The sequence below is a fragment of the Streptomyces sp. WMMC500 genome (assembly GCF_027497195.1).
Lineage (GTDB): Bacteria > Actinomycetota > Actinomycetes > Streptomycetales > Streptomycetaceae > Streptomyces.
In genome coordinates this window covers 3,600,563-3,620,866 of the sequence record NZ_CP114905.1, presented here as the reverse complement: position 1 = coordinate 3,620,866, position 20,304 = coordinate 3,600,563, and the positions used below count along the sequence as shown (strand labels likewise).

Below are 20,304 nucleotides of genomic sequence, written 5' to 3'. Positions count from 1 at the left end.
CCGCTCACCCCCGCGCAGACCCCAGCCCCACCGTCCGCCCCCGCACCGCCGGGTCGTCCAGCAGGTCGAGCACCGCCCGCGCCAGGTCCGCGCGCGCCAGCGTCCCCGTGCCCGGGACGTTGCCGCCGACCCGGCGCCGGTAGCGCCCCTTGCCGCGCCGGTTCGTCAGCTTGCCCGGCCGCAGCACCGTCCAGTCCAGCCCGCTGTGCGCCAGCTCCGCCTCCATCGCGGCGGCCTCCGCGTACACGTCCTTGAACACCGCCCGCAGCACCGGGGACACCGCCCGCCCCAGCACCCCCTCGTCCGGCGGCAGCGGCCCGACCGGCGCCGAGCTGACGACGAGCAGCCGCCGCACGCCCGCCGCCCGCGCGGCCCGTACGAGCGCGTGCGCCACCGCGCCGAGGCGGCCCGGGGACCGGGGGCTCTCCAGGCCGGGGCAGAACAGCAGCGCGTCGCGGCCCCTGACGACGGGACCGAGGGCCGCGGGGTCCGTCACGTCCTCGACGGTCGTCACCGCCAGCCGCCCGCGCCCGCCGTCCGCGGCGCTCCGCGCTCCTGAGCGCACCACAGCCGTCACCTCGTGCCCGGCGGCCAGTGCCTGCCGGACCACCTCCCGGCCGGTGCCGCCGGACGCGCCCAAGACCGTGAGCTTCATCGCCCCTCCGTAAGTGGGTGCTCACCCACCACCCCTGTTAGGGTGAGTGAATGCCCACCTCGCCGTCAAGACCGGCCCCGGAGCGCATCGTCGACGCCGCGGAGCGCCTCGTCCGTACCGCCGGATTCGTGCACGCGACCACCAAGGAGATCGCGCGCGAGGCGGGCTGCTCGGAGGCGCTGCTCTACAAGCACTTCGTCAACAAGGAGGACATCTTCCTCCGCGTCCTGTTCGAGCGGCTGCCGCACCTCGGCGGGCTGCTCTCCGAGATGGCCGACGACCCGGGCGGGCGCAGCGTCGACGAGTGCCTACGGGCCGTCGCCGACAAGGCCGTGGCCTTCTACCAGCAGATCCTGCCCATGGTGGGCGCGCTGCTGGTCGAGCCGGGGCTGCTCGCGCGGTTCGCGGAAGGGCTCGCGGCGGTCGGGCGCAAGGGGCCGTCGGAGGCGGGTGACGCGCTCGCCGCGTACCTCGTACGGGAGCGGGAGCGCGGCCGGATCCGCGCCGACGCGGATCCCCGGGCGGCGGCGGCGCTGCTGCTCGGCGCGTGCTTCCAGCGGGCGTTCTTCCTGGCCTTCGGCGGCGCCGCGGCGGCTCAGCCGGCGGACGAGTTCGCCGCTTCGCTGTCCCGTACGGTCTGGGCGGCGCTCTCGCCGCCGCCCGCCCCCTGACCGCCCGTCCGCGGCTCCCCCGACAGCCAGTCGTCCACCTGCGCCAGCAGCCGCCGGCGCACGTCCTCCGGCGCCACCGAGGCCCGTACCGACTGCCGCGCCAGCTCCGCCAGCTCCTCGTCCGTGAACTCGTGGTACGTACGCGCCAGCTCGTACTGCGCCGCCAGCCGCGAGCCGAACAGCAGCGGGTCGTCCGCGCCGAGCGCCATCGGCACCCCCGCGTCCCACAGCGCCCGCAGCGGCACGTCCTCGGGCCGCTCGTACACCCCCAGGGCGACGTTCGACGACGGGCACACCTCGCACGTCACCCCCGCCGCCGCCAGCCGCGACAGCAGCCGCGGGTCCTCGGCGGCGCGGATGCCGTGCCCGATGCGGCTCGCGTCCAGGTCGTCCAGGCAGTCGCGGACGCTGGCGGGCCCCGCCAGCTCGCCGCCGTGCGGGGCGGCCAGCAGGCCGCCGTCGCGGGCGATGGCGAAGGCGCGGTCGAAGTCGCGCGCGAAGCCGCGGCGCTCGTCGTTGGACAGCCCGAAGCCGACGACGCCGCGGTCGGCGTAGCGCACGGCGAGGCGGGCGAGGGTACGGGCGTCGAGCGGGTGCTTCATGCGGTTCGCGGCGACCAGCACGCGCATCCCGAGGCCGGTGTCCCGGGCCGTGGTCTCGACCGCGTCGAGGATGGTCTCCAGCGCCGGGATCAGCCCGCCGAGGCGGGGCGCGTACGACGTGGGGTCGACCTGGATCTCCAGCCACCCCGAGCCGTCCGCGAGGTCCTCCTCCGCGGCCTCGCGCACCAGCCGCTGGATGTCCTCCGCGGAGCGCAGGCAGGAGCGGGCGATGTCGTACAGCCGCTGGAAGCGGAACCAGCCGCGCTCGTCGGTGGCGCGCAGTTTAGGGGGCTCGCCGCCGCTCAGTGCCTCGGGCAGGTGCACGCCGTACTTGTCGGCCAGCTCGATCAGGGTGGCGGAGCGCATGGAGCCGGTGAAGTGCAGATGCAGGTGCGCCTTCGGCAGGCGGCGTACGTCTCGTGCGGGGGGGCGGTGCTCGTGCTCCATGCAGAGATCTTGCCGCATCCGCGGGCGCCGGCGACACCTGTGCCTACGAACGAGGGCTTGCCCGGACGAGTGTCCGCACAGCACACATGCCCTTTAGCCATGTGTTGACTCATGGCTAAAGGGCAAACCGCACGCTCCAATCGCCTCCGCTGAAGGGCGTCTACTCCGCCTCCGCCATCAGCTTCTGCAGCCGCGAGACGCCCTCGACCAGGTCCTCGTCCCCCAGCGCGTACGACAGCCGCAGGTACCCCGGCGTCCCGAACGCCTCGCCCGGCACCACCGCCACCTCGGCCTCCTCCAGGATCACCTCGGCCAGCTCCACCGAGTTCGCCGGCCGCCGGCCGCGGATCTCCTTGCCGAGCAGCCCCTTCACCGACGGGTACACGTAGAACGCGCCCTCCGGCTCGGGGCACTCCACGCCCGCGATCTCGTTCAGCATCCGCACGATCGTCCGGCGCCGCCGGTCGAACGCCTCGCGCATCCTCGCCACCGCGTCCAGGTCGCCGGAGACGGCCGCGAGGGCGGCGGCCTGGGCGACGTTGGAGACGTTGGACGTGGCGTGCGACTGCAGGTTCGTCATCGCCTTGACGACGTCCTTCGGGCCGATCGCCCAGCCGACCCGCCAGCCGGTCATCGCGTACGTCTTGGCCACGCCGTTGACCACGATGCACCTGTCGCGCAGCTCCGGCACGACCACCGGCAGCGAGTGGAACTCGGCGGTCCCGTACACCAGGTGCTCGTAGATCTCGTCGGTCAGCACCCACAGCCCGTGCTCCGCGGCCCAGCGGCCGATCGCCTCGACCTGCTCGCGGGAGTAGACCGCGCCGGTCGGGTTGGACGGCGAGACGAAGAGCAGCACCTTCGTGCGCGGGGTGCGGGCGGCTTCGAGCTGCTCGACGGACACCCGGTAGCCGGTGGTCTCGTCGGCGACGACGTCCACGGGCACGCCGCCGGCCAGCCGGATCGACTCGGGGTAGGTGGTCCAGTACGGCGTCGGGACGATGACCTCGTCGCCCGGGTCGAGCAGGGCGGCGAACGACTCGTAGATCGCCTGCTTCCCGCCGTTGGTGACGAGCACCTGGGCCGGCTCGACCTCGTAGCCCGAGTCGCGCGCGGTCTTCGCGGCGAGGGCGGTCTTCAGCTCGGGCAGCCCGCCGGCGGGCGTGTAGCGGTGGTACTTGGGGTTGGTGCACGCTGCGATCGCGGCCTCGACGATGTAGTCGGGCGTCGGGAAGTCGGGCTCGCCGGCGCCGAAGCCGATCACGGGCCGGCCGGCCGCCTTGAGGGCCTTGGCCTTGGCGTCCACGGCGAGCGTCGCGGACTCGGAGATGGCGCCGACGCGGGCCGACACCCGTCGTTCGGCAGGGGACTGGGACGCGGTGTGTGCAGCGGTCATGGCCCCCATCGTTCCAGACGGGCGGGGGGCCGGGCACACGGGTTGCACGGGTCGTACAGGGGGCGCGCGGCGTACTCGTTCGACGGCGGGGCGTGAAACCCGTACACTCAACCACCGTGCCAGCCCCGGTGCAGATCTTGCACGCGCTCGTGATGCCTCTGCGGGAATGCGTTAGGTTGGGATGACACAAAGGGTCGTAGCTCAATTGGTAGAGCACTGGTCTCCAAAACCAGCGGTTGGGGGTTCAAGTCCCTCCGGCCCTGCTACGCGCATCTCCTCAGGGGATGCGTACGCAGTTCACAGCAGCCCCGCCGCGCGGCTCGACCGGGCGCGGCAGGCCAACGAACCGGGATCCAGGTGAGGACGAGTGACGGAAGCTCCCACCGCGACGCCTGACCGCCCCGAAGGCGACGCGCGACCCGCTCGCCGCGGCGGCAAGCGCGGCCGGAAGGGCCCGTTCGCCCGCCTGGCGCTCTTCTACCGCCAGATCGTCGCGGAGCTGCGCAAGGTCGTCTGGCCGACGCGGAACCAGCTCACCACGTACACGACGGTCGTGATCATCTTCGTGGTGGTCATGATCGCTATCGTGACGGTGATCGACTTCGGCTTCACCGAACTCATGGACTTCGTCTTCGGCTGACCGATTCGCGTACGCCGCCCCGTAAGGTACGTAAGGTAGGCGACTGCATGTGCACATCCCCATTTGAGCCAGGAAGAAGCAGCTACCGTGTCTGACCCGAACCTGAACGACGCAGTCGCGACCGACGAGGTTGCCGGCGCTGCGCAGGCAGAGCCTGCCGCGGATGCCCCTGCCGAGCAGGTGGAGGAGGACGGGACGGTGGCGGCGGAGACCGGACTCGCAGGCGCCGAGGAGACCGCCGAGGCCGCAGAAGACGCCGAGGCCGCTGACGAGGCCGAGGACGACGACGCCGCCGAGGCTGCCGACGAGGCCGAGGAAGCGGGCGCGGAAGACGACGCGCAGGAGGCGGCCGAGGGCGAGAAGCCCGACGAGGCCGAGGACGGCGAGGCCGAAGAGGCCGTCGACCCCGTCGAGGAGCTGCGCCAGGAGCTGCGCGGCCTGGCCGGCGAGTGGTACGTGATCCACACCTACGCGGGCTACGAGAAGCGGGTCAAGGCCAACCTCGAACAGCGCGCCGTCTCCCTGAACGTCGAGGACTTCATCTACCAGGCCGAGGTGCCCGAGGAAGAGGTCGTCCAGATCAAGAACGGCGAGCGCAGGAACGTCCGGCAGAACAAGCTCCCGGGCTACGTCCTGGTGCGGATGGACCTGACGAACGAGTCGTGGGGCGTCGTGCGCAACACCCCGGGCGTCACCGGCTTCGTCGGCAACGCCTACGACCCGTACCCGCTGACGCTCGACGAGATCGTCCGCATGCTCGCGCCGGAGGCCGAGGAGAAGGCCGCCCGCGAGGCCGCGGAGGCCGAGGGCAAGCCGGCGCCGTCCCGCAAGGTCGAGGTGCAGGTGCTCGACTTCGCCGTGGGCGACTCGGTCACCGTCACCGACGGCCCGTTCGCGACGCTGCAGGCGACGATCAACGAGATCAACGCCGACTCCAAGAAGGTCAAGGGCCTGGTGGAGATCTTCGGCCGGGAGACCCCGGTCGAGCTGAGCTTCGACCAGATCCAGAAGAACGACTGAGGGCACCCGCTCCCGCGCTTCCGACCAGGTCAGACGGCTTCGCAGCCGCTCTGACCTGCGCGGTTTCAGGACTCGTACCCGATACGGCTATCGTGGTGCGGTATGCCTCCATCCGGATGATCGGCCGGATCGAGGCGCAAACCTCTCATTCAAGGACCCGGAGAGACATGCCTCCCAAGAAGAAGAAGGTCACGGGGCTGATCAAGCTCCAGATCCAGGCCGGTGCCGCGAACCCGGCCCCGCCGGTCGGCCCCGCGCTGGGCCAGCACGGCGTGAACATCATGGAGTTCTGCAAGGCGTACAACGCCGCGACCGAGTCGCAGCGCGGCTGGGTCATCCCGGTGGAGATCACGGTCTACGAGGACCGTTCGTTCACCTTCATCACCAAGACGCCGCCGGCCGCGAAGATGATCCTCAAGGCCGCGGGCGTGGAGAAGGGCTCCGGCGAGCCGCACAAGACCAAGGTCGCGAAGATCACCCGTGACCAGGTCCGCGAGATCGCCACCACCAAGATGGCCGACCTCAACGCCAACGACCTGGACGCCGCCGAGAAGATCATCGCCGGCACCGCCCGCTCCATGGGCGTCACGGTCGAGGGCTGACCGCCCCGCGGCGCCCCCGGCGCCCGCAGCACCCTGTGGCAGGGCCATGCGCCGGCCCGGACCACGACTCCGTACCGACACATCAGGAGCAGCAGTGAAGCGCAGCAAGGCACTCCGCGGCGGCGACGCCAAGGTCGACCGCACGCGGCAGTACGCACCCCTGGAGGCCGTCCGCCTCGCCAAGGAGACGTCCACCACGAAGTTCGAGGGCACCGTCGAGGTCGCCATGCGCCTGGGCATCGACCCGCGCAAGGCCGACCAGATGGTCCGCGGCACCGTGAACCTCCCGCACGGCACCGGCAAGACCGCCCGGGTCCTGGTCTTCGCGACCGGTGACCGTGCAGCGGCCGCGGAGGCCGCGGGCGCCGACATCGTCGGCGCCGACGAGCTGATCGAGGAGGTGCAGAAGGGCCGCCTCGACTTCGACGCGGTCGTCGCCACCCCGGACCTCATGGGCAAGGTCGGCCGCCTCGGCCGGGTCCTCGGCCCGCGCGGTCTGATGCCGAACCCGAAGACCGGCACGGTCACGCCCGACGTGGCGAAGGCCGTCACCGAGATCAAGGGCGGCAAGATCGAGTTCCGCACCGACAAGCACTCCAACCTGCACTTCATCATCGGCAAGACCTCGTTCGACGAGCGTCAGTTGGTGGAGAACTACGGTGCGGCGCTGGACGAGGTCCTGCGGCTCAAGCCGTCGGCGGCCAAGGGCCGTTACATCAAGAAGGCCACGATCAGCACGACGATGGGCCCCGGCATCCCGGTGGACCCCGCGCGGGTGCGCAACCTCCTGACGGAGGACACCGCGGTCTGAGGGCGCCGCCCGTGCGACGGGCGCGCATCATCTGTCACGGCCCTGCAACGGGTCGGATCCGGAACGCCCATGGGGCCTCGGGTCCGGCCCGTTTCTGGTGTTCACTGGGCGTACGGGCAGAGCGACTGCCCGGGACCACCACGAGGGGGCGGGGATTCCCATGCACACGACCGTGAAGCGCGCAAGTGTCTCGCTGGGGGCTGCGCTGCTGCTCGCCTTCGCGGCGGCCTGCGGGTCCGACTCCGGCGGCGGTGACGGCGGTTCGGGCAACGGCGGCACCGACGGCGGCGGCAACGGCGGCGGCAGCGGCGCCGTACGGGGCGCGCAGGCGGCGCTGCAGGCGATCGACGAGAAGACCTCGGGCGCCGAGTCGTCGAAGTTCGAGAGCACCATGGTCATGGGCGAGGCGATGACCACCGAGAACGAGGGCGAACTCGACTGGTCCGACGGCGCGATCGGCAACGCCACCGTGAAGTACACCGAGGGCCAGATGGCGTCCTCGATACAGATGATGGACGACGACGCCACGCTCGACGCCCGCTACCTGCCGGACGCCTACTACGCGGGTGTCGAGGGCGCGTTCCAGACGCAGTACCCGGACAAGAAGTGGATCCGCTACGACTACGACGACCTGTCGGAGTTCATGGGCCCGTCCGGGGACTACATGAAGGACCAGATGCAGAACAGCACCCCGGGTCAGGCGGTGAAGCTGCTGCTGGCCTCCGAGGACGTCGAGGAGGTCGGCCAGGAGGAGGTGCGCGGCGTCCAGACCACGCACTACTCCGGCACCGTGGACGTCTCCGACCTGGCGCGCGCGTCGTCCAAGACGCTGAGCGAGCAGCAGCTCTCCGACCTGGAGGACCAGCTTGAGGCCTCCGGCGTGACGACGCAGACCGTCGACATCTGGGTGGACGAGAACGACCTCATGATCAAGCGTGAGGAGTCCGGGAAGATGACCGGCGGCGAGTTCAGCACCACCGTCTACTACTCGGACTACGGCGTCGACGTGAACGTCGAGGAGCCGTCGGCGGCGGAGAGCATCGACTTCACCGAAATCCAGTAGCGGTCGGCGGATTCACTCGATCCGCTAGCGTGTTCCCTTCCATGTCCCGGGACACATGTGCCCGGAGGGAAAGGATGACGATGCGCTCGACGTTCGTACGGGGCGGAGCCGCGCTCGGCGCGGCCGCCCTCGCCCTGACCGCCTTCACCGCCTGCGGCGACGACGGGGGAGACGGCAGGGCGGACGGCAGGAAGGGCGGGAACGCCGGCGAGCCCGTCGACGTCACGCCCGCAGCCGCCGTCCGCACGGCCACGGAGAAGGCCGAGGACTTCACCTCGCTCGAGTACCGGATGTCCGGCGAGGTCCCCGGCGAGGGCAGCATGGAGGGCACCGGTGCGATCAGCATGGACCCGCCCGCCATGCAGATGACGATGACGGTGGACGGGGCGAGCCCCGACGAGAGCGGCGAGATGGAGATACGCCTCGTCGACGATGCCATGTACATGAACGCCGGTGACGAGGCCGCCGCCGGGATGGACGGCAAGACCTGGCTGAAGATCGGCATGTCCGAAGGGGAGGCCGGCGGGGGCGAGAACCCGCTGCTGGAGATGAAGCAGGCGGACGAGAACCCCGCCGAGGACGCCCAGATGATGAACGCGGCCGACGACCTGAAGAAGGTCGGCGAGGAGGAGATCGAGGGGGTCCGGACCACCCGCTACACCGGCACGGTCGCCCTCGACGACCTCCGCGCCGAGCTGAAGGGCCTGGACGCGAAGACGAAGAAGAACCGCCAGGAGAAGATCGACGAGATGGCGGAGCAGGGCGTCGACGAGTTCACCATGGACATGTGGATCGACGGCGAGGACCACACCAAGCAGTTCCGCATGCAGGCCGAGACGAAGGAGGGTCCGCTGGACACCACGCTGACCTTCCTCAGCTACAACGAGCCCGTCACGGTGCAGGCTCCCCCGGCGTCCGAGACGGCGGACATGGACCAGATGATGCAGGACATGGAGGACGCCGAGGCCGGCGCGTAGCGCCGGACCCGACGTGCCGTACGGCCCGGCCGTCCCGGGGGCGATTTGCCCGCGGGACGGCCGCTGCCGTACGCTGCCTCTTCGTAGCCAAAGACCGCTGGCTGCCGCCGTACGCCCGCAGGGGAGTGCGGTGGCCGAAGGTTCCGCGTACGCCGCGGACGGCCCGCGCAGGTGAATGAGGAAGACCCTCCCGCCGGGCCCCGGGCCCGTGCGGTCGAGTCACGCCCCGTGCGCCTGCGCCGGGGCGTTTGCCGTGTGTGCCGGGCCTCGGGCATCCGAAGGGCGGTCCCATCACCCGGAAGGAGGCCGAGGCTCATGGCGACGCCGGACAAGGTCGAGGCCGTCAAGGAGATCGCGGACAAGCTCCGTGGCTCCCACGCGGCCGTCGTGACCGCGTACACCGGACTGAGCGTGGCGCAGCTCAAGGATCTGCGCCGTTCTCTCGGCGAGAACGCGCAGTACCGAGTGGTGAAGAACACGCTGACCAAGATCGCGGCGAAGGAGGCCGGGCTCGACCAGCTCGACGAGCACCTCCAGGGCTCGACCGCTGTCGCCTTCGTGACCGGTGACCCGGTCGAGGCGGCCAAGGGGCTGCGTGACTTCGCCAAGGACAACCCCGCGCTCGTGATCAAGGGCGGTGTCCTCGACGGCAAGGCCCTGAGCGCCGCGGAGATCAACAAGCTCGCGGACCTCGAGTCCCGCGAGGTGCTGCTCGCCAAGCTGGCCGGCGGCATGAAGGCGTCCATGGCGAAGGCCGCGGCGACCTTCCAGGCCCCGCTGTCGAAGTTCGTCCGCACCGCGGACGCGCTGCGCGAGAAGGTCGAGCAGGGCGGTGCCGGTACGCCGGCTCCCGCCGACGCCGCGGAGTAACCGTCAGGTTCTCCGGGGCTCAGCGGGCCCGAGAACGCCCGCCGCACTGATGCATCAGCACAACCGGCACCAGCCGACTTAGTGGAAGGACCGCCACCATGGCGAAGCTCAGCCAGGACGACCTGCTCGCGCAGTTCGAAGAGATGACCCTCATCGAACTCTCCGAGTTCGTCAAGAAGTTCGAGGAGAAGTTCGACGTCGAGGCCGCCGCGCCGGCCGCCGTCGTCGCCGCTCCGGGTGGCGGCGGCGCCGCCCCGGAGGCCGCCGAGGAGAAGGACGAGTTCGACGTCGTCCTCACCGGCGCCGGCGAGAAGAAGATCCAGGTCATCAAGGTCGTGCGCGAGCTCACCTCGCTCGGCCTGAAGGAGGCCAAGGAGCTGGTCGACGGCACGCCGAAGCCGGTTCTGGAGAAGGTCAACAAGGAGGCCGCGGACAAGGCCCGGGAGTCCCTCGAGGGCGCCGGCGCCTCCGTCGAGGTCAAGTGACCCCGTCCCGGCCGGTCGGGGCGCTGTGAGCCCGGCCCGCCGGGGCTGACGGCCCGTGCCGCACACGAGGGCGATCACCCATCCGGGTGGTCGCCCTCGCTGCGTTGCCGGGCGTCCCGGCCGGAGCGCTTGCCCCGCGCGCACCTGCGGGTATGGTGATCTTCACCGGCCGGGGCGCGGCGACATGATCTCCCTGGGGCAGGGGGGCCTTGACGAACGGCCAGCGGCGCGCGATTCTCAGGTCGTCACATCGGTCCGTACTCCGAGGCATGGATCGATGACGGAGTGGGAATGGCTTCAAGCGCGAAGGCATCCGGTACCCGGCATAACTTCAGGGGAGGCCCCACGCGAGGCGGGCGCTCCTCAGGCAGGGAGAGATCGACGATTTGCTGGTCTCCAGCCTCCGCTGGACATCAGTGTGGCGAGTCGCTACACTGACCCTTTGCGCTGCCTGTTAACTGCCCCCTGCCCGTCACCAGGGGTCTGTCCAGAGCTCGTACGATCTTGAGAGACACGCTTTGACCAGGGCGTTCTCCTCCCCGTGTGGGTTTTGGGACCGGTACGCGCGTAGTGAGTCCGAGCCCTCGGAAGGACCCCTCTTGGCCGCCTCGCGCACCGCCTCGACCGCTAGTACGAACAACGGCGCCAGCACCGCCCCGCTGCGCATCTCTTTCGCGAAGATCAAGGAACCCCTCGAGGTTCCGAACCTTCTTGCGCTCCAGACCGAGAGCTTTGACTGGCTGCTCGGCAACGACGCCTGGAAGGCTCGTGTCGAGGAGGCCCTGGATCATGGACAGGACGTCCCCACCAAGTCCGGCCTCGAGGAGATCTTCGAGGAGATCTCCCCGATCGAGGACTTCTCCGGGTCGATGTCGCTGACCTTCCGCGACCACCGCTTCGAGCCCCCGAAGAACTCCATCGACGAGTGCAAGGAGCGCGACTTCACCTACGCCGCGCCCCTCTTCGTCACCGCCGAGTTCACCAACAACGAGACCGGCGAGATCAAGTCCCAGACGGTCTTCATGGGCGACTTCCCGCTCATGACCGACAAGGGCACCTTCGTGATCAACGGCACCGAGCGTGTCGTGGTCTCGCAGCTCGTCCGGTCCCCGGGCGTCTACTTCGACTCCTCCATCGACAAGACCTCCGACAAGGACATCTTCTCCGTCAAGGTCATCCCCTCCCGGGGTGCCTGGCTGGAGATGGAGATCGACAAGCGCGACATGGTCGGCGTCCGCATCGACCGCAAGCGCAAGCAGTCGGTCACCGTGCTGCTCAAGGCGCTCGGCTGGACGAACGAGCAGATCCTGGAGGAGTTCGGCGAGTACGAGTCCATGCGCGCCACCCTGGAGAAGGACCACACCCAGGGCCAGGACGACGCGCTGCTCGACATCTACCGCAAGCTGCGTCCGGGCGAGCCGCCGACCAAGGAGGCCGCGCAGACGCTGCTGGAGAACCTGTACTTCAACCCCAAGCGCTACGACCTCGCCAAGGTCGGCCGCTACAAGATCAACAAGAAGCTGGGCGCCGCCGCGCCGCTCGACGCGGGCACGCTGACGGTCGAGGACATCATCGCCTCGATCAAGTACCTGGTGAAGCTGCACGCCGGTGAGGTCGAGACCGTCGGGGACAACGGCCAGTCCGTGGTCGTCGAGACCGACGACATCGACCACTTCGGCAACCGCCGCATCCGCAACGTCGGCGAGCTGATCCAGAACCAGGTGCGTACGGGCCTCGCCCGCATGGAGCGCGTCGTGCGCGAGCGCATGACGACCCAGGACGTCGAGGCGATCACGCCGCAGACCCTGATCAACATCCGGCCGGTCGTCGCCTCCATCAAGGAGTTCTTCGGCACCAGCCAGTTGTCGCAGTTCATGGACCAGACGAACCCGCTGTCCGGGCTGACCCACAAGCGCCGGCTCAACGCGCTGGGCCCCGGCGGTCTGTCCCGTGAGCGGGCCGGCTTCGAGGTCCGCGACGTGCACCCGTCGCACTACGGCCGCATGTGTCCCATCGAGACGCCGGAAGGCCCGAACATCGGCCTCATCGGCTCGCTCGCCTCGTACGGCCGGGTCAACGCGTTCGGCTTCATCGAGACCCCGTACCGCAAGGTCGCGGGCGGCGTCGTCACCGACGACGTGGACTACCTGACGGCCGACGAGGAGGACCGCTTCGTCATCGCGCAGGCCAACGCGCCGCTGACGAACGACCTGCACTTCGCCGAGAACCGCGTCCTGGTCCGCCGCCGCGGCGGCGAGGTCGACTACATCCCCGGCGACGACGTCGACTACATGGACGTCTCGCCGCGCCAGATGGTGTCGGTCGCGACCGCGATGATCCCCTTCCTGGAGCACGACGACGCCAACCGCGCGCTCATGGGCTCCAACATGATGCGCCAGGCCGTGCCGCTGATCCGGGCCGAGGCCCCGCTCGTCGGCACCGGCATGGAGTACCGCTGCGCGGTCGACGCCGGCGACGTCATCAAGGCCGAGAAGGACGGCGTGGTCCAGGAGGTCTCCGCCGACTACGTCACCGTCGCCAACGACGACGGCACCTACACCACGTACCGCGTCAACAAGTTCCACCGCTCCAACCAGGGCACCTCCTTCAACCAGAAGGTGCTCGTGGACGAGGGCTCCCGCGTCATCGAGGGCCAGGTGCTCGCCGACGGCCCCTCGACCGACGAGGGCGAGATGGCGCTCGGCAAGAACCTCCTGGTGGCGTTCATGCCGTGGGAGGGCCACAACTACGAGGACGCCATCATCCTCAGCCAGCGCCTCGTGCAGGACGACGTCCTGTCCTCGATCCACATCGAGGAGCACGAGGTCGACGCCCGCGACACCAAGCTGGGCCCCGAGGAGATCACCCGGGACATCCCGAACGTCTCCGAGGAGGTCCTGGCCGACCTCGACGAGCGCGGCATCATCCGCATCGGCGCCGAGGTCGTCGCCGGCGACATCCTGGTCGGCAAGGTCACGCCCAAGGGCGAGACCGAGCTGACCCCGGAGGAGCGGCTGCTGCGCGCGATCTTCGGCGAGAAGGCCCGCGAGGTCCGCGACACGTCCCTGAAGGTCCCGCACGGCGAGACCGGCCGCGTCATCGGCGTCCGCGTCTTCGACCGCGAGGAGGGCGACGAACTGCCGCCCGGCGTGAACCAGCTCGTCCGCGTCTACGTCGCCCAGAAGCGCAAGATCACCGACGGCGACAAGCTCGCCGGCCGGCACGGCAACAAGGGCGTCATCGCCAAGATCCTGCCGATCGAGGACATGCCGTTCATGGAGGACGGCCACCCGGTCGACATCATCCTCAACCCGCTCGGCGTGCCCTCCCGGATGAACCCGGGCCAGGTGCTGGAGATCCACCTGGGCTGGCTCGCCGCCCAGGGCTGGGACGTCTCCGGTATCAAGGAGGAGTGGGCCGAGCGCCTGCAGGGCATCGGCGCCGACCAGGTCGCCTCCGGTACGAACGTGGCGACCCCGGTCTTCGACGGCGCCCGCGAGGACGAGCTGGCCGGCCTGATCCAGAACACGCTGCCCAACCGCGACGGCGACCGCATGGTGCAGCCGTCCGGCAAGGCGCAGCTCTTCGACGGCCGCTCCGGCGAGCCGTTCCCGGAGCCGATCTCCGTCGGCTACATGTACATCCTCAAGCTGCACCACCTCGTGGACGACAAGCTCCACGCCCGGTCCACCGGCCCGTACTCGATGATCACCCAGCAGCCGCTGGGCGGTAAGGCGCAGTTCGGCGGCCAGCGGTTCGGCGAGATGGAGGTGTGGGCCCTGGAGGCGTACGGCGCCGCCTACGCGCTGCAGGAGCTGCTCACCATCAAGTCGGACGACGTGACCGGCCGCGTGAAGGTCTACGAGGCCATCGTCAAGGGCGAGAACATCCCCGAGCCGGGCATCCCCGAGTCGTTCAAGGTGCTCATCAAGGAGATGCAGTCCCTGTGCCTGAACGTGGAGGTGCTCTCCTCCGACGGCATGTCCATCGAGATGCGCGACACGGACGAGGACGTCTTCCGTGCCGCGGAAGAGCTTGGCATCGACCTGTCCCGGCGCGAGCCGAGCAGCGTCGAAGAGGTCTGACGGGTCCGGGAGCGGCCTCCCCGAAGCCGCTCCCGCCCCTCGACCCCGTTCAGACCATTGACACACGACCCTGAGAGGGATTGACGAGAGTGCTCGACGTCAACTTCTTCGACGAGCTGCGGATCGGCCTGGCGACCGCGGACGACATCCGGACCTGGTCGCACGGCGAGGTCAAGAAGCCCGAGACCATCAACTACCGCACCCTCAAGCCCGAGAAGGACGGACTCTTCTGCGAGAAGATCTTCGGCCCCACCCGGGACTGGGAGTGCTACTGCGGCAAGTACAAGCGCGTCCGCTTCAAGGGCATCATCTGTGAGCGCTGCGGCGTCGAGGTGACCCGCGCCAAGGTGCGCCGTGAGCGGATGGGCCACATCGAGCTTGCCGCGCCCGTCACGCACATCTGGTACTTCAAGGGCGTCCCGTCGCGCCTCGGCTACCTGCTCGACCTGGCGCCGAAGGACCTGGAGAAGGTCATCTACTTCGCCGCCTACATGATCACGTGGGTGGACGACGAGCGCCGCCAGCGCGACCTGTCGTCGCTGGAGGCGCAGATCTCCGTCGAGCGCCAGCAGATCGAGCAGCGCCGCGACGGCGACCTGGAGGCCCGGGCCAAGAAGCAGGAAGCCGACCTGGCCGAGCTGGAGGCCGAGGGCGCCAAGGCCGACGTGCGCCGCAAGGTGCGCGAGGGCGGCGAGCGCGAGATGAAGCAGCTCCGCGACCGGGCCCAGCGCGAGCTGGACCGCCTGGACGAGGTGTGGAACCGCTTCAAGAACCTCAAGGTCCAGGACCTGGAGGGCGACGAGCTGCTCTACCGCGAGCTGCGCGACCGCTTCGGCACGTACTTCCAGGGCGGCATGGGCGCCGCGGCGCTGCAGAAGCGCCTGGAGTCCTTCGACCTGGACGAGGAGGCGGAGAAGCTCCGCGAGATCATCCGCACCGGCAAGGGCCAGAAGAAGACCCGCGCCCTGAAGCGGCTGAAGGTCGTCTCCGCGTTCCAGCACACCCGCAACAGCCCCAACGGCATGGTGCTGGACTGCGTCCCGGTGATCCCGCCGGATCTGCGTCCGATGGTGCAGCTCGACGGTGGCCGCTTCGCGACCTCCGACCTCAACGACCTGTACCGCCGCGTCATCAACCGCAACAACCGGCTGAAGCGGCTGCTCGACCTCGGCGCGCCCGAGATCATCGTCAACAACGAGAAGCGCATGCTGCAGGAGGCCGTCGACGCGCTGTTCGACAACGGCCGCCGCGGCCGGCCGGTGACCGGCCCGGGCAACCGCCCGCTGAAGTCGCTGTCCGACATGCTCAAGGGCAAGCAGGGCCGCTTCCGGCAGAACCTGCTCGGCAAGCGCGTCGACTACTCGGCCCGTTCCGTCATCGTCGTCGGCCCGCAGCTCAAGCTGCACCAGTGCGGCCTGCCCAAGGCCATGGCGCTGGAGCTCTTCAAGCCGTTCGTGATGAAGCGCCTGGTGGACCTGAACCACGCGCAGAACATCAAGAGCGCCAAGCGCATGGTCGAGCGCGGCCGCACGGTCGTGTACGACGTGCTGGAAGAGGTCATCGCCGAGCACCCGGTGCTGCTCAACCGGGCGCCGACGCTGCACCGCCTCGGCATCCAGGCGTTCGAGCCGCAGCTCGTCGAGGGCAAGGCCATCCAGATCCACCCGCTCGTCTGCACCGCGTTCAACGCGGACTTCGACGGCGACCAGATGGCCGTGCACCTCCCGCTGTCCGCGGAGGCGCAGGCCGAGGCCCGCATCCTGATGCTGTCCTCGAACAACATCCTCAAGCCGGCCGACGGCCGGCCGGTGACCATGCCCACCCAGGACATGGTGCTCGGGCTGTTCTTCCTCACCACCGACGAGATCGAGGGTGAGAAGAAGGGCGAGGACCGCTCGTTCGCCTCGGTCGCCGAGGCGATCATGGCCTTCGACGCCGGCGAGCTGTCGCTCCAGGCGAACGTCGACATCCGCTTCCCGGTCGGCTCCGTGCCGCCGCGCGGCTGGACGCCGCCGGCGCCGGAGGCGGACGACAGCGCCGGGGCAGGAGCGGGCGGCGACTCGGACTGGCAGCCGGGCGACCCGTTCCGGCTGCGGACGACCCTGGGCCGCGCGCTCTTCAACGAGCTGCTGCCCGAGGACTACCCGTTCATCCACTACACCGTCGGCAAGAAGCAGCTCTCCGAGATCGTCAACGACCTCGCCGAGCGCTACCCGAAGGTGCTCGTCGCGCAGACCCTGGACAACCTGAAGTCCTCGGGCTTCTACTGGGCCACCCACTCCGGCGTCACCATCGCCATCTCGGACGTGGTCGTGCCGGAGGCGAAGAAGGAGATCATCGCCGGGTACGAGGCCCAGGACGAGAAGGTCCAGAAGCAGTACGAGCGCGGCCTGATCACCAAGGACGAGCGCACCCAGGAACTCATCGCGATCTGGACCAAGGCGACCAACGAGGTCGCCGAGGCCATGAACGAGAACTTCCCGAAGACCAACCCGATCTTCATGATGGTCAACTCGGGTGCGCGCGGAAACATGATGCAGATGCGCCAGATCGCGGGCATGCGCGGCCTGGTGTCCAACGCCAAGAACGAGACCATCCCGCGGCCGATCAAGTCCTCGTTCCGCGAGGGCCTGTCCGTGCTGGAGTACTTCATCTCCACGCACGGCGCCCGCAAGGGTCTCGCCGACACCGCGCTGCGCACCGCCGACTCGGGTTACCTGACCCGGCGTCTGGTGGACGTCTCGCAGGACGTGATCATCCGCGAGGAGGACTGCGGCACCGACCGCGGCCTGAAGCTGGAGATCGCGTCGGTCGGCGCCGAGGGGGTCCTGCGCAAGGCGGAGGACGCCGAGACCTCGGTGTACGCGCGCTGCCTCGCCGAGGACATCGTCGTCGACGGCAAGGTGCTGGCCCCGGCCGGCACCGACCTGGGCGACGTGCTCATCGACGAGCTGATCCGGCACGGCGTGGCGACGGTCAAGACCCGCTCGGTGCTCACCTGCGAGTCCGCCGTCGGCACCTGCGCCATGTGCTACGGCCGTTCGCTGGCCACCGGCAAGCTGGTGGACATCGGCGAGGCCGTGGGCATCATCGCCGCCCAGTCCATCGGCGAGCCGGGCACCCAGCTCACGATGCGCACCTTCCACACCGGCGGTGTGGCGGGTGAGGACATCACCCAGGGTCTGCCGCGTGTCGTCGAGCTCTTCGAGGCCCGTACGCCCAAGGGCGTGGCGCCGATCTCGGAGGCCGCGGGCCGGGTGCGGATCGAGGAGACGGAGAAGACCAAGAAGGTCGTCGTCACCCCCGACGACGGTTCCGACGAGGTCGCGTACGGCGTGTCCAAGCGCGCCCGTCTCACCGCGGGCGAGGGCGACCACGTCGAGGTCGGCCAGAAGCTGACCGTGGGTACGGAGAACCCGCACGACGTGCTGCGCATCCTCGGCCAGCGGGCCGTGCAGGTCCACCTGGTCGGCGAGGTGCAGAAGGTCTACAACAGCCAGGGCGTGTCCATCCACGACAAGCACATCGAGATCATCATCCGGCAGATGCTGCGCCGGGTGACGATCATCGAGTCCGGCGACGCGGAGCTGCTGCCGGGCGAGCTGGTCGAGCGCTCGAAGTTCGAGCAGGAGAACCGGCGCGTCGTGGCCGAGGGCGGCCAGCCGGCCTCCGGCCGGCCGCAGCTCATGGGCATCACGAAGGCGTCGCTGGCCACCGAGTCGTGGCTGTCGGCGGCGTCGTTCCAGGAGACGACCCGGGTGCTCACCGACGCGGCGATCAACGCCAAGTCGGACTCCCTGATCGGCCTCAAGGAGAACGTGATCATCGGCAAGCTGATCCCGGCCGGTACGGGCCTGTCCCGTTACCGCAACATCCGGGTGGAGCCCACCGAGGAGGCCAAGGCCGCGATGTACTCGACCGTCGGCTACGACGACATCGACTACTCGCCCTTCGGCACCGGCTCCGGCCAGGCGGTCCCGCTGGAGGACTACGACTACGGCCCGTACAACCAGTAACACGGCCCGCGTCACCGCACGCCCCGCAGGGCGGCTCTCCCCCCGGAGAGCCGCCCTGCGGCGTCTCGGGGGCCTCCGCGGGGGCGTGGTGGCTCCCGGGGCCGCCCGGGCCCTCCCGGGGGCGGAGGAACCTCCTGCACGGCGCTACCATGAAACGGCGCGCGAACCGGACAACGTGGTGGAGAGGGGGCGCACGGCGGCGACGCGAACTTCCCGGCGTCGCACCGGAACTCCCTCGGCGCCCCGTGCGTCGAGCACAATAGACAGCACGCGGTACGTGGAGACCGCGGGCGGGGAGGTTCCTGAGTGTCCATGCAGCCGTGGGACCAAAGCCGGCCTCCGTCCATGCGTGCCTCGCACGCCGACCGGGAGCGGACCGTCGATGTGATCAAGGCCGGGTTCGCCGAGGGCAGACTCACCCAGCCGGAGTACGAGCAGCGCATCTCGCGGGCGTACGAGGCACAGACCTACGGCGAGCTGCACCTGCTCATCAACGACCTGCCGCAGGGTCCCGTCGGCATCCCGACGATGCCGGCCATGGTGCCGCGGACGTTCCAGCCCGTGCCCCTTCCCCCGCCCCCGACGAGCACGAACAGCTCGGCGATCGGCGCGCTGGTGTGCGGGGCGCTGGTGCCGGTGGTCGGCGTGACGTTCATCCCGGCGATCATCCTGGGCCACAAGGCGCGCGCCGAGATCCGCAGGACCGGCGAGCAGGGCGACGGGATGGCGCTCGCGGGCCTGGTCATCGGCTATCTGGCGCTCAGCTTCCTGGCGTTCATCGCCCTCATCGTGGCCGCCGTGGCCAGCAGCGGCGCATAACCATACCCGCGTACGCCGTCCCTTATGTCTTTTTGTTTTGACCGGAGCGGGTGGCTGTAGGTACCCTCTGACCTTGTGCCTGGGGTGTCCCCGGGTCTTCGCGTGCGCGGGGGCGCTCCCGCGAAGGCGCCGAGGCTGTGACACCGAAGAGCTGCACTTCCCCGTGAGACTGGCGGGGACGTACGGGGCTTGCGACACACCCGACCGCGTGGGTCGGGGGCCGGCCGGTCTTCAGGAACGAAACCCCAGGTTAGAAGTATCGAGATCGGCACACAGAAACCGGAGAAACGGTGCCTACGATCCAGCAGCTGGTCCGCAAGGGCCGGCAGGACAAGGTCGAGAAGAACAAGACGCCCGCGCTTGAGGGTTCGCCCCAGCGCCGCGGCGTGTGCACGCGTGTGTTCACCACCACCCCGAAGAAGCCGAACTCGGCCCTGCGTAAGGTCGCGCGTGTGCGTCTGACCAGCGGGATCGAGGTCACCGCTTACATCCCGGGTGAGGGGCACAACCTGCAGGAGCACTCGATCGTGCTCGTGCGCGGTGGCCGTGTGAAGGACCTGCCGGGCGTTCGCTACAAGATCATCCGTGGTTCGCTCGACACCCAGGGTGTCAAGAACCGCAAGCAGGCCCGCAGCCGCTACGGCGCCAAGAAGGAGAAGTAAGCATGCCTCGTAAGGGCCCCGCCCCGAAGCGACCGGTGCACATCGACCCGGTCTACAACTCTCCTCTGGTGACCTCGCTGATCAACAAGGTGCTGCTGCACGGCAAGCGTTCCACCGCCGAGCGCATCGTGTACGGCGCCATGGAGGGGCTGCGCGACAAGACCGGCAACGACCCGGTCATCACGCTGAAGCGCGCCCTGGAGAACGTCAAGCCGGCCATCGAGGTCAAGTCCCGGCGCGTCGGCGGTGCGACGTACCAGGTCCCGGTCGAGGTCAAGCCCGGCAGGTCCGCCACGCTCGCGCTGCGCTGGATCGTGGGTTACTCCCGCGCCCGCCGCGAGAAGACGATGACCGAGCGGCTCATGAACGAGCTGCTGGACGCCAGCAACGGCCTCGGCGCCTCCGTCAAGCGCCGCGAGGACACCCACAAGATGGCCGACGCCAACAAGGCCTTCGCGCACTACCGCTGGTAGTCGAGAACCC

General features: G+C 69.6%; 17 protein-coding genes and 1 tRNA gene. 15 read left to right on the top strand and 3 right to left on the bottom strand.

Going from position 1 to position 20,304, the window contains the following annotated elements:
* Nucleotides 1-4: 4 nt before the first annotated feature.
* A complete protein-coding gene (locus O7599_RS15235) occupies nt 5-655 on the bottom strand; it encodes an NAD(P)H-binding protein (RefSeq protein WP_281622692.1) in 651 nt (216 codons plus the stop codon).
* A gap of 50 nt (nt 656-705) precedes the next feature.
* On the opposite strand from O7599_RS15235, the gene O7599_RS15230 reads away from it, so the two are divergent.
* Nucleotides 706-1,326: a TetR/AcrR family transcriptional regulator gene (locus tag O7599_RS15230; RefSeq protein WP_281622691.1), complete on the top strand. Its 621-nt coding sequence runs from the start codon at nt 706-708 to the stop codon at nt 1,324-1,326.
* On the opposite strand, the gene O7599_RS15225 is transcribed toward O7599_RS15230, so the two are convergent.
* Nucleotides 1,251-2,375, bottom strand: coding sequence for an adenosine deaminase (locus O7599_RS15225; RefSeq protein WP_281622690.1), 1,125 nt, complete (start codon nt 2,373-2,375; stop codon nt 1,251-1,253). The genes O7599_RS15230 and O7599_RS15225 overlap by 76 nt on opposite strands.
* Before the next feature lie 160 nt (nt 2,376-2,535).
* Entirely contained in the window at nt 2,536-3,771 is a 1,236-nt protein-coding gene (locus O7599_RS15220; protein ID WP_281622689.1) for a pyridoxal phosphate-dependent aminotransferase, read from the bottom strand.
* 190 nt (nt 3,772-3,961) lie between these two features.
* Between O7599_RS15220 and O7599_RS15215 the strand changes: the two genes are divergently transcribed.
* From O7599_RS15215 to rpsG, 14 genes are all read left to right on the top strand, one after another.
* Nucleotides 3,962-4,034: transfer RNA gene (locus O7599_RS15215), tRNA-Trp, on the top strand.
* Nucleotides 4,035-4,138: 104 nt separating this feature from the next.
* The gene (gene secE, locus O7599_RS15210) at nt 4,139-4,411 is read left to right on the top strand and encodes a preprotein translocase subunit SecE (RefSeq protein ID WP_281622688.1); all 273 of its coding nucleotides are present in this window, start codon (nt 4,139-4,141) and stop codon (nt 4,409-4,411) included.
* A gap of 87 nt (nt 4,412-4,498) precedes the next feature.
* Nucleotides 4,499-5,431, top strand: coding sequence for a transcription termination/antitermination protein NusG (gene nusG, locus O7599_RS15205; RefSeq protein WP_281622687.1), 933 nt, complete (start codon nt 4,499-4,501; stop codon nt 5,429-5,431).
* A 167-nt stretch (nt 5,432-5,598) separates the two neighbouring features.
* Nucleotides 5,599-6,033, top strand: a complete 435-nt coding sequence (gene rplK / locus O7599_RS15200) for a 50S ribosomal protein L11 (protein WP_018834878.1) — start codon at nt 5,599-5,601, stop codon at nt 6,031-6,033.
* Between the two features lie 94 nt (nt 6,034-6,127).
* On the top strand, nt 6,128-6,844 hold the full coding sequence (rplA, locus tag O7599_RS15195; RefSeq protein ID WP_281622686.1) for a 50S ribosomal protein L1: 717 nt from the start codon (nt 6,128-6,130) through the stop codon (nt 6,842-6,844).
* 172 nt (nt 6,845-7,016) lie between these two features.
* Entirely contained in the window at nt 7,017-7,907 is an 891-nt protein-coding gene (locus tag O7599_RS15190) for a hypothetical protein (protein ID WP_281622685.1), read from the top strand.
* Between the two features lie 74 nt (nt 7,908-7,981).
* Nucleotides 7,982-8,884 (top strand): DUF1396 domain-containing protein, encoded by a 903-nt coding sequence (locus O7599_RS15185; protein ID WP_281622684.1) that lies wholly within the window; start codon nt 7,982-7,984, stop codon nt 8,882-8,884.
* Between the two features lie 315 nt (nt 8,885-9,199).
* The gene (gene rplJ / locus O7599_RS15180) at nt 9,200-9,754 is read left to right on the top strand and encodes a 50S ribosomal protein L10 (RefSeq protein WP_281622683.1); all 555 of its coding nucleotides are present in this window, start codon (nt 9,200-9,202) and stop codon (nt 9,752-9,754) included.
* A 98-nt stretch (nt 9,755-9,852) separates the two neighbouring features.
* The gene (gene rplL, locus O7599_RS15175; protein ID WP_281622682.1) at nt 9,853-10,239 is read left to right on the top strand and encodes a 50S ribosomal protein L7/L12; all 387 of its coding nucleotides are present in this window, start codon (nt 9,853-9,855) and stop codon (nt 10,237-10,239) included.
* Between the two features lie 599 nt (nt 10,240-10,838).
* Complete coding sequence (gene rpoB / locus O7599_RS15170) at nt 10,839-14,324, top strand: DNA-directed RNA polymerase subunit beta (RefSeq protein WP_281622681.1); 3,486 nt, start codon at nt 10,839-10,841, stop codon at nt 14,322-14,324.
* Nucleotides 14,325-14,413: 89 nt separating this feature from the next.
* Nucleotides 14,414-18,340 carry a DNA-directed RNA polymerase subunit beta' gene (locus O7599_RS15165; protein ID WP_281622680.1) on the top strand — a complete coding sequence of 1,309 codons (3,927 nt, stop codon included), beginning with the start codon at nt 14,414-14,416 and terminating at the stop codon, nt 18,338-18,340.
* Nucleotides 18,341-18,685: 345 nt separating this feature from the next.
* The gene (locus tag O7599_RS15160; RefSeq protein WP_281622679.1) at nt 18,686-19,159 is read left to right on the top strand and encodes a DUF1707 and DUF4190 domain-containing protein; all 474 of its coding nucleotides are present in this window, start codon (nt 18,686-18,688) and stop codon (nt 19,157-19,159) included.
* A 290-nt stretch (nt 19,160-19,449) separates the two neighbouring features.
* Complete coding sequence (gene rpsL, locus O7599_RS15155) at nt 19,450-19,821, top strand: 30S ribosomal protein S12 (RefSeq protein ID WP_003948652.1); 372 nt, start codon at nt 19,450-19,452, stop codon at nt 19,819-19,821.
* A gap of 2 nt (nt 19,822-19,823) precedes the next feature.
* Entirely contained in the window at nt 19,824-20,294 is a 471-nt protein-coding gene (rpsG, locus tag O7599_RS15150) for a 30S ribosomal protein S7 (RefSeq protein WP_027771073.1), read from the top strand.
* The last annotated feature ends 10 nt before the right edge of the window (nt 20,295-20,304 follow it).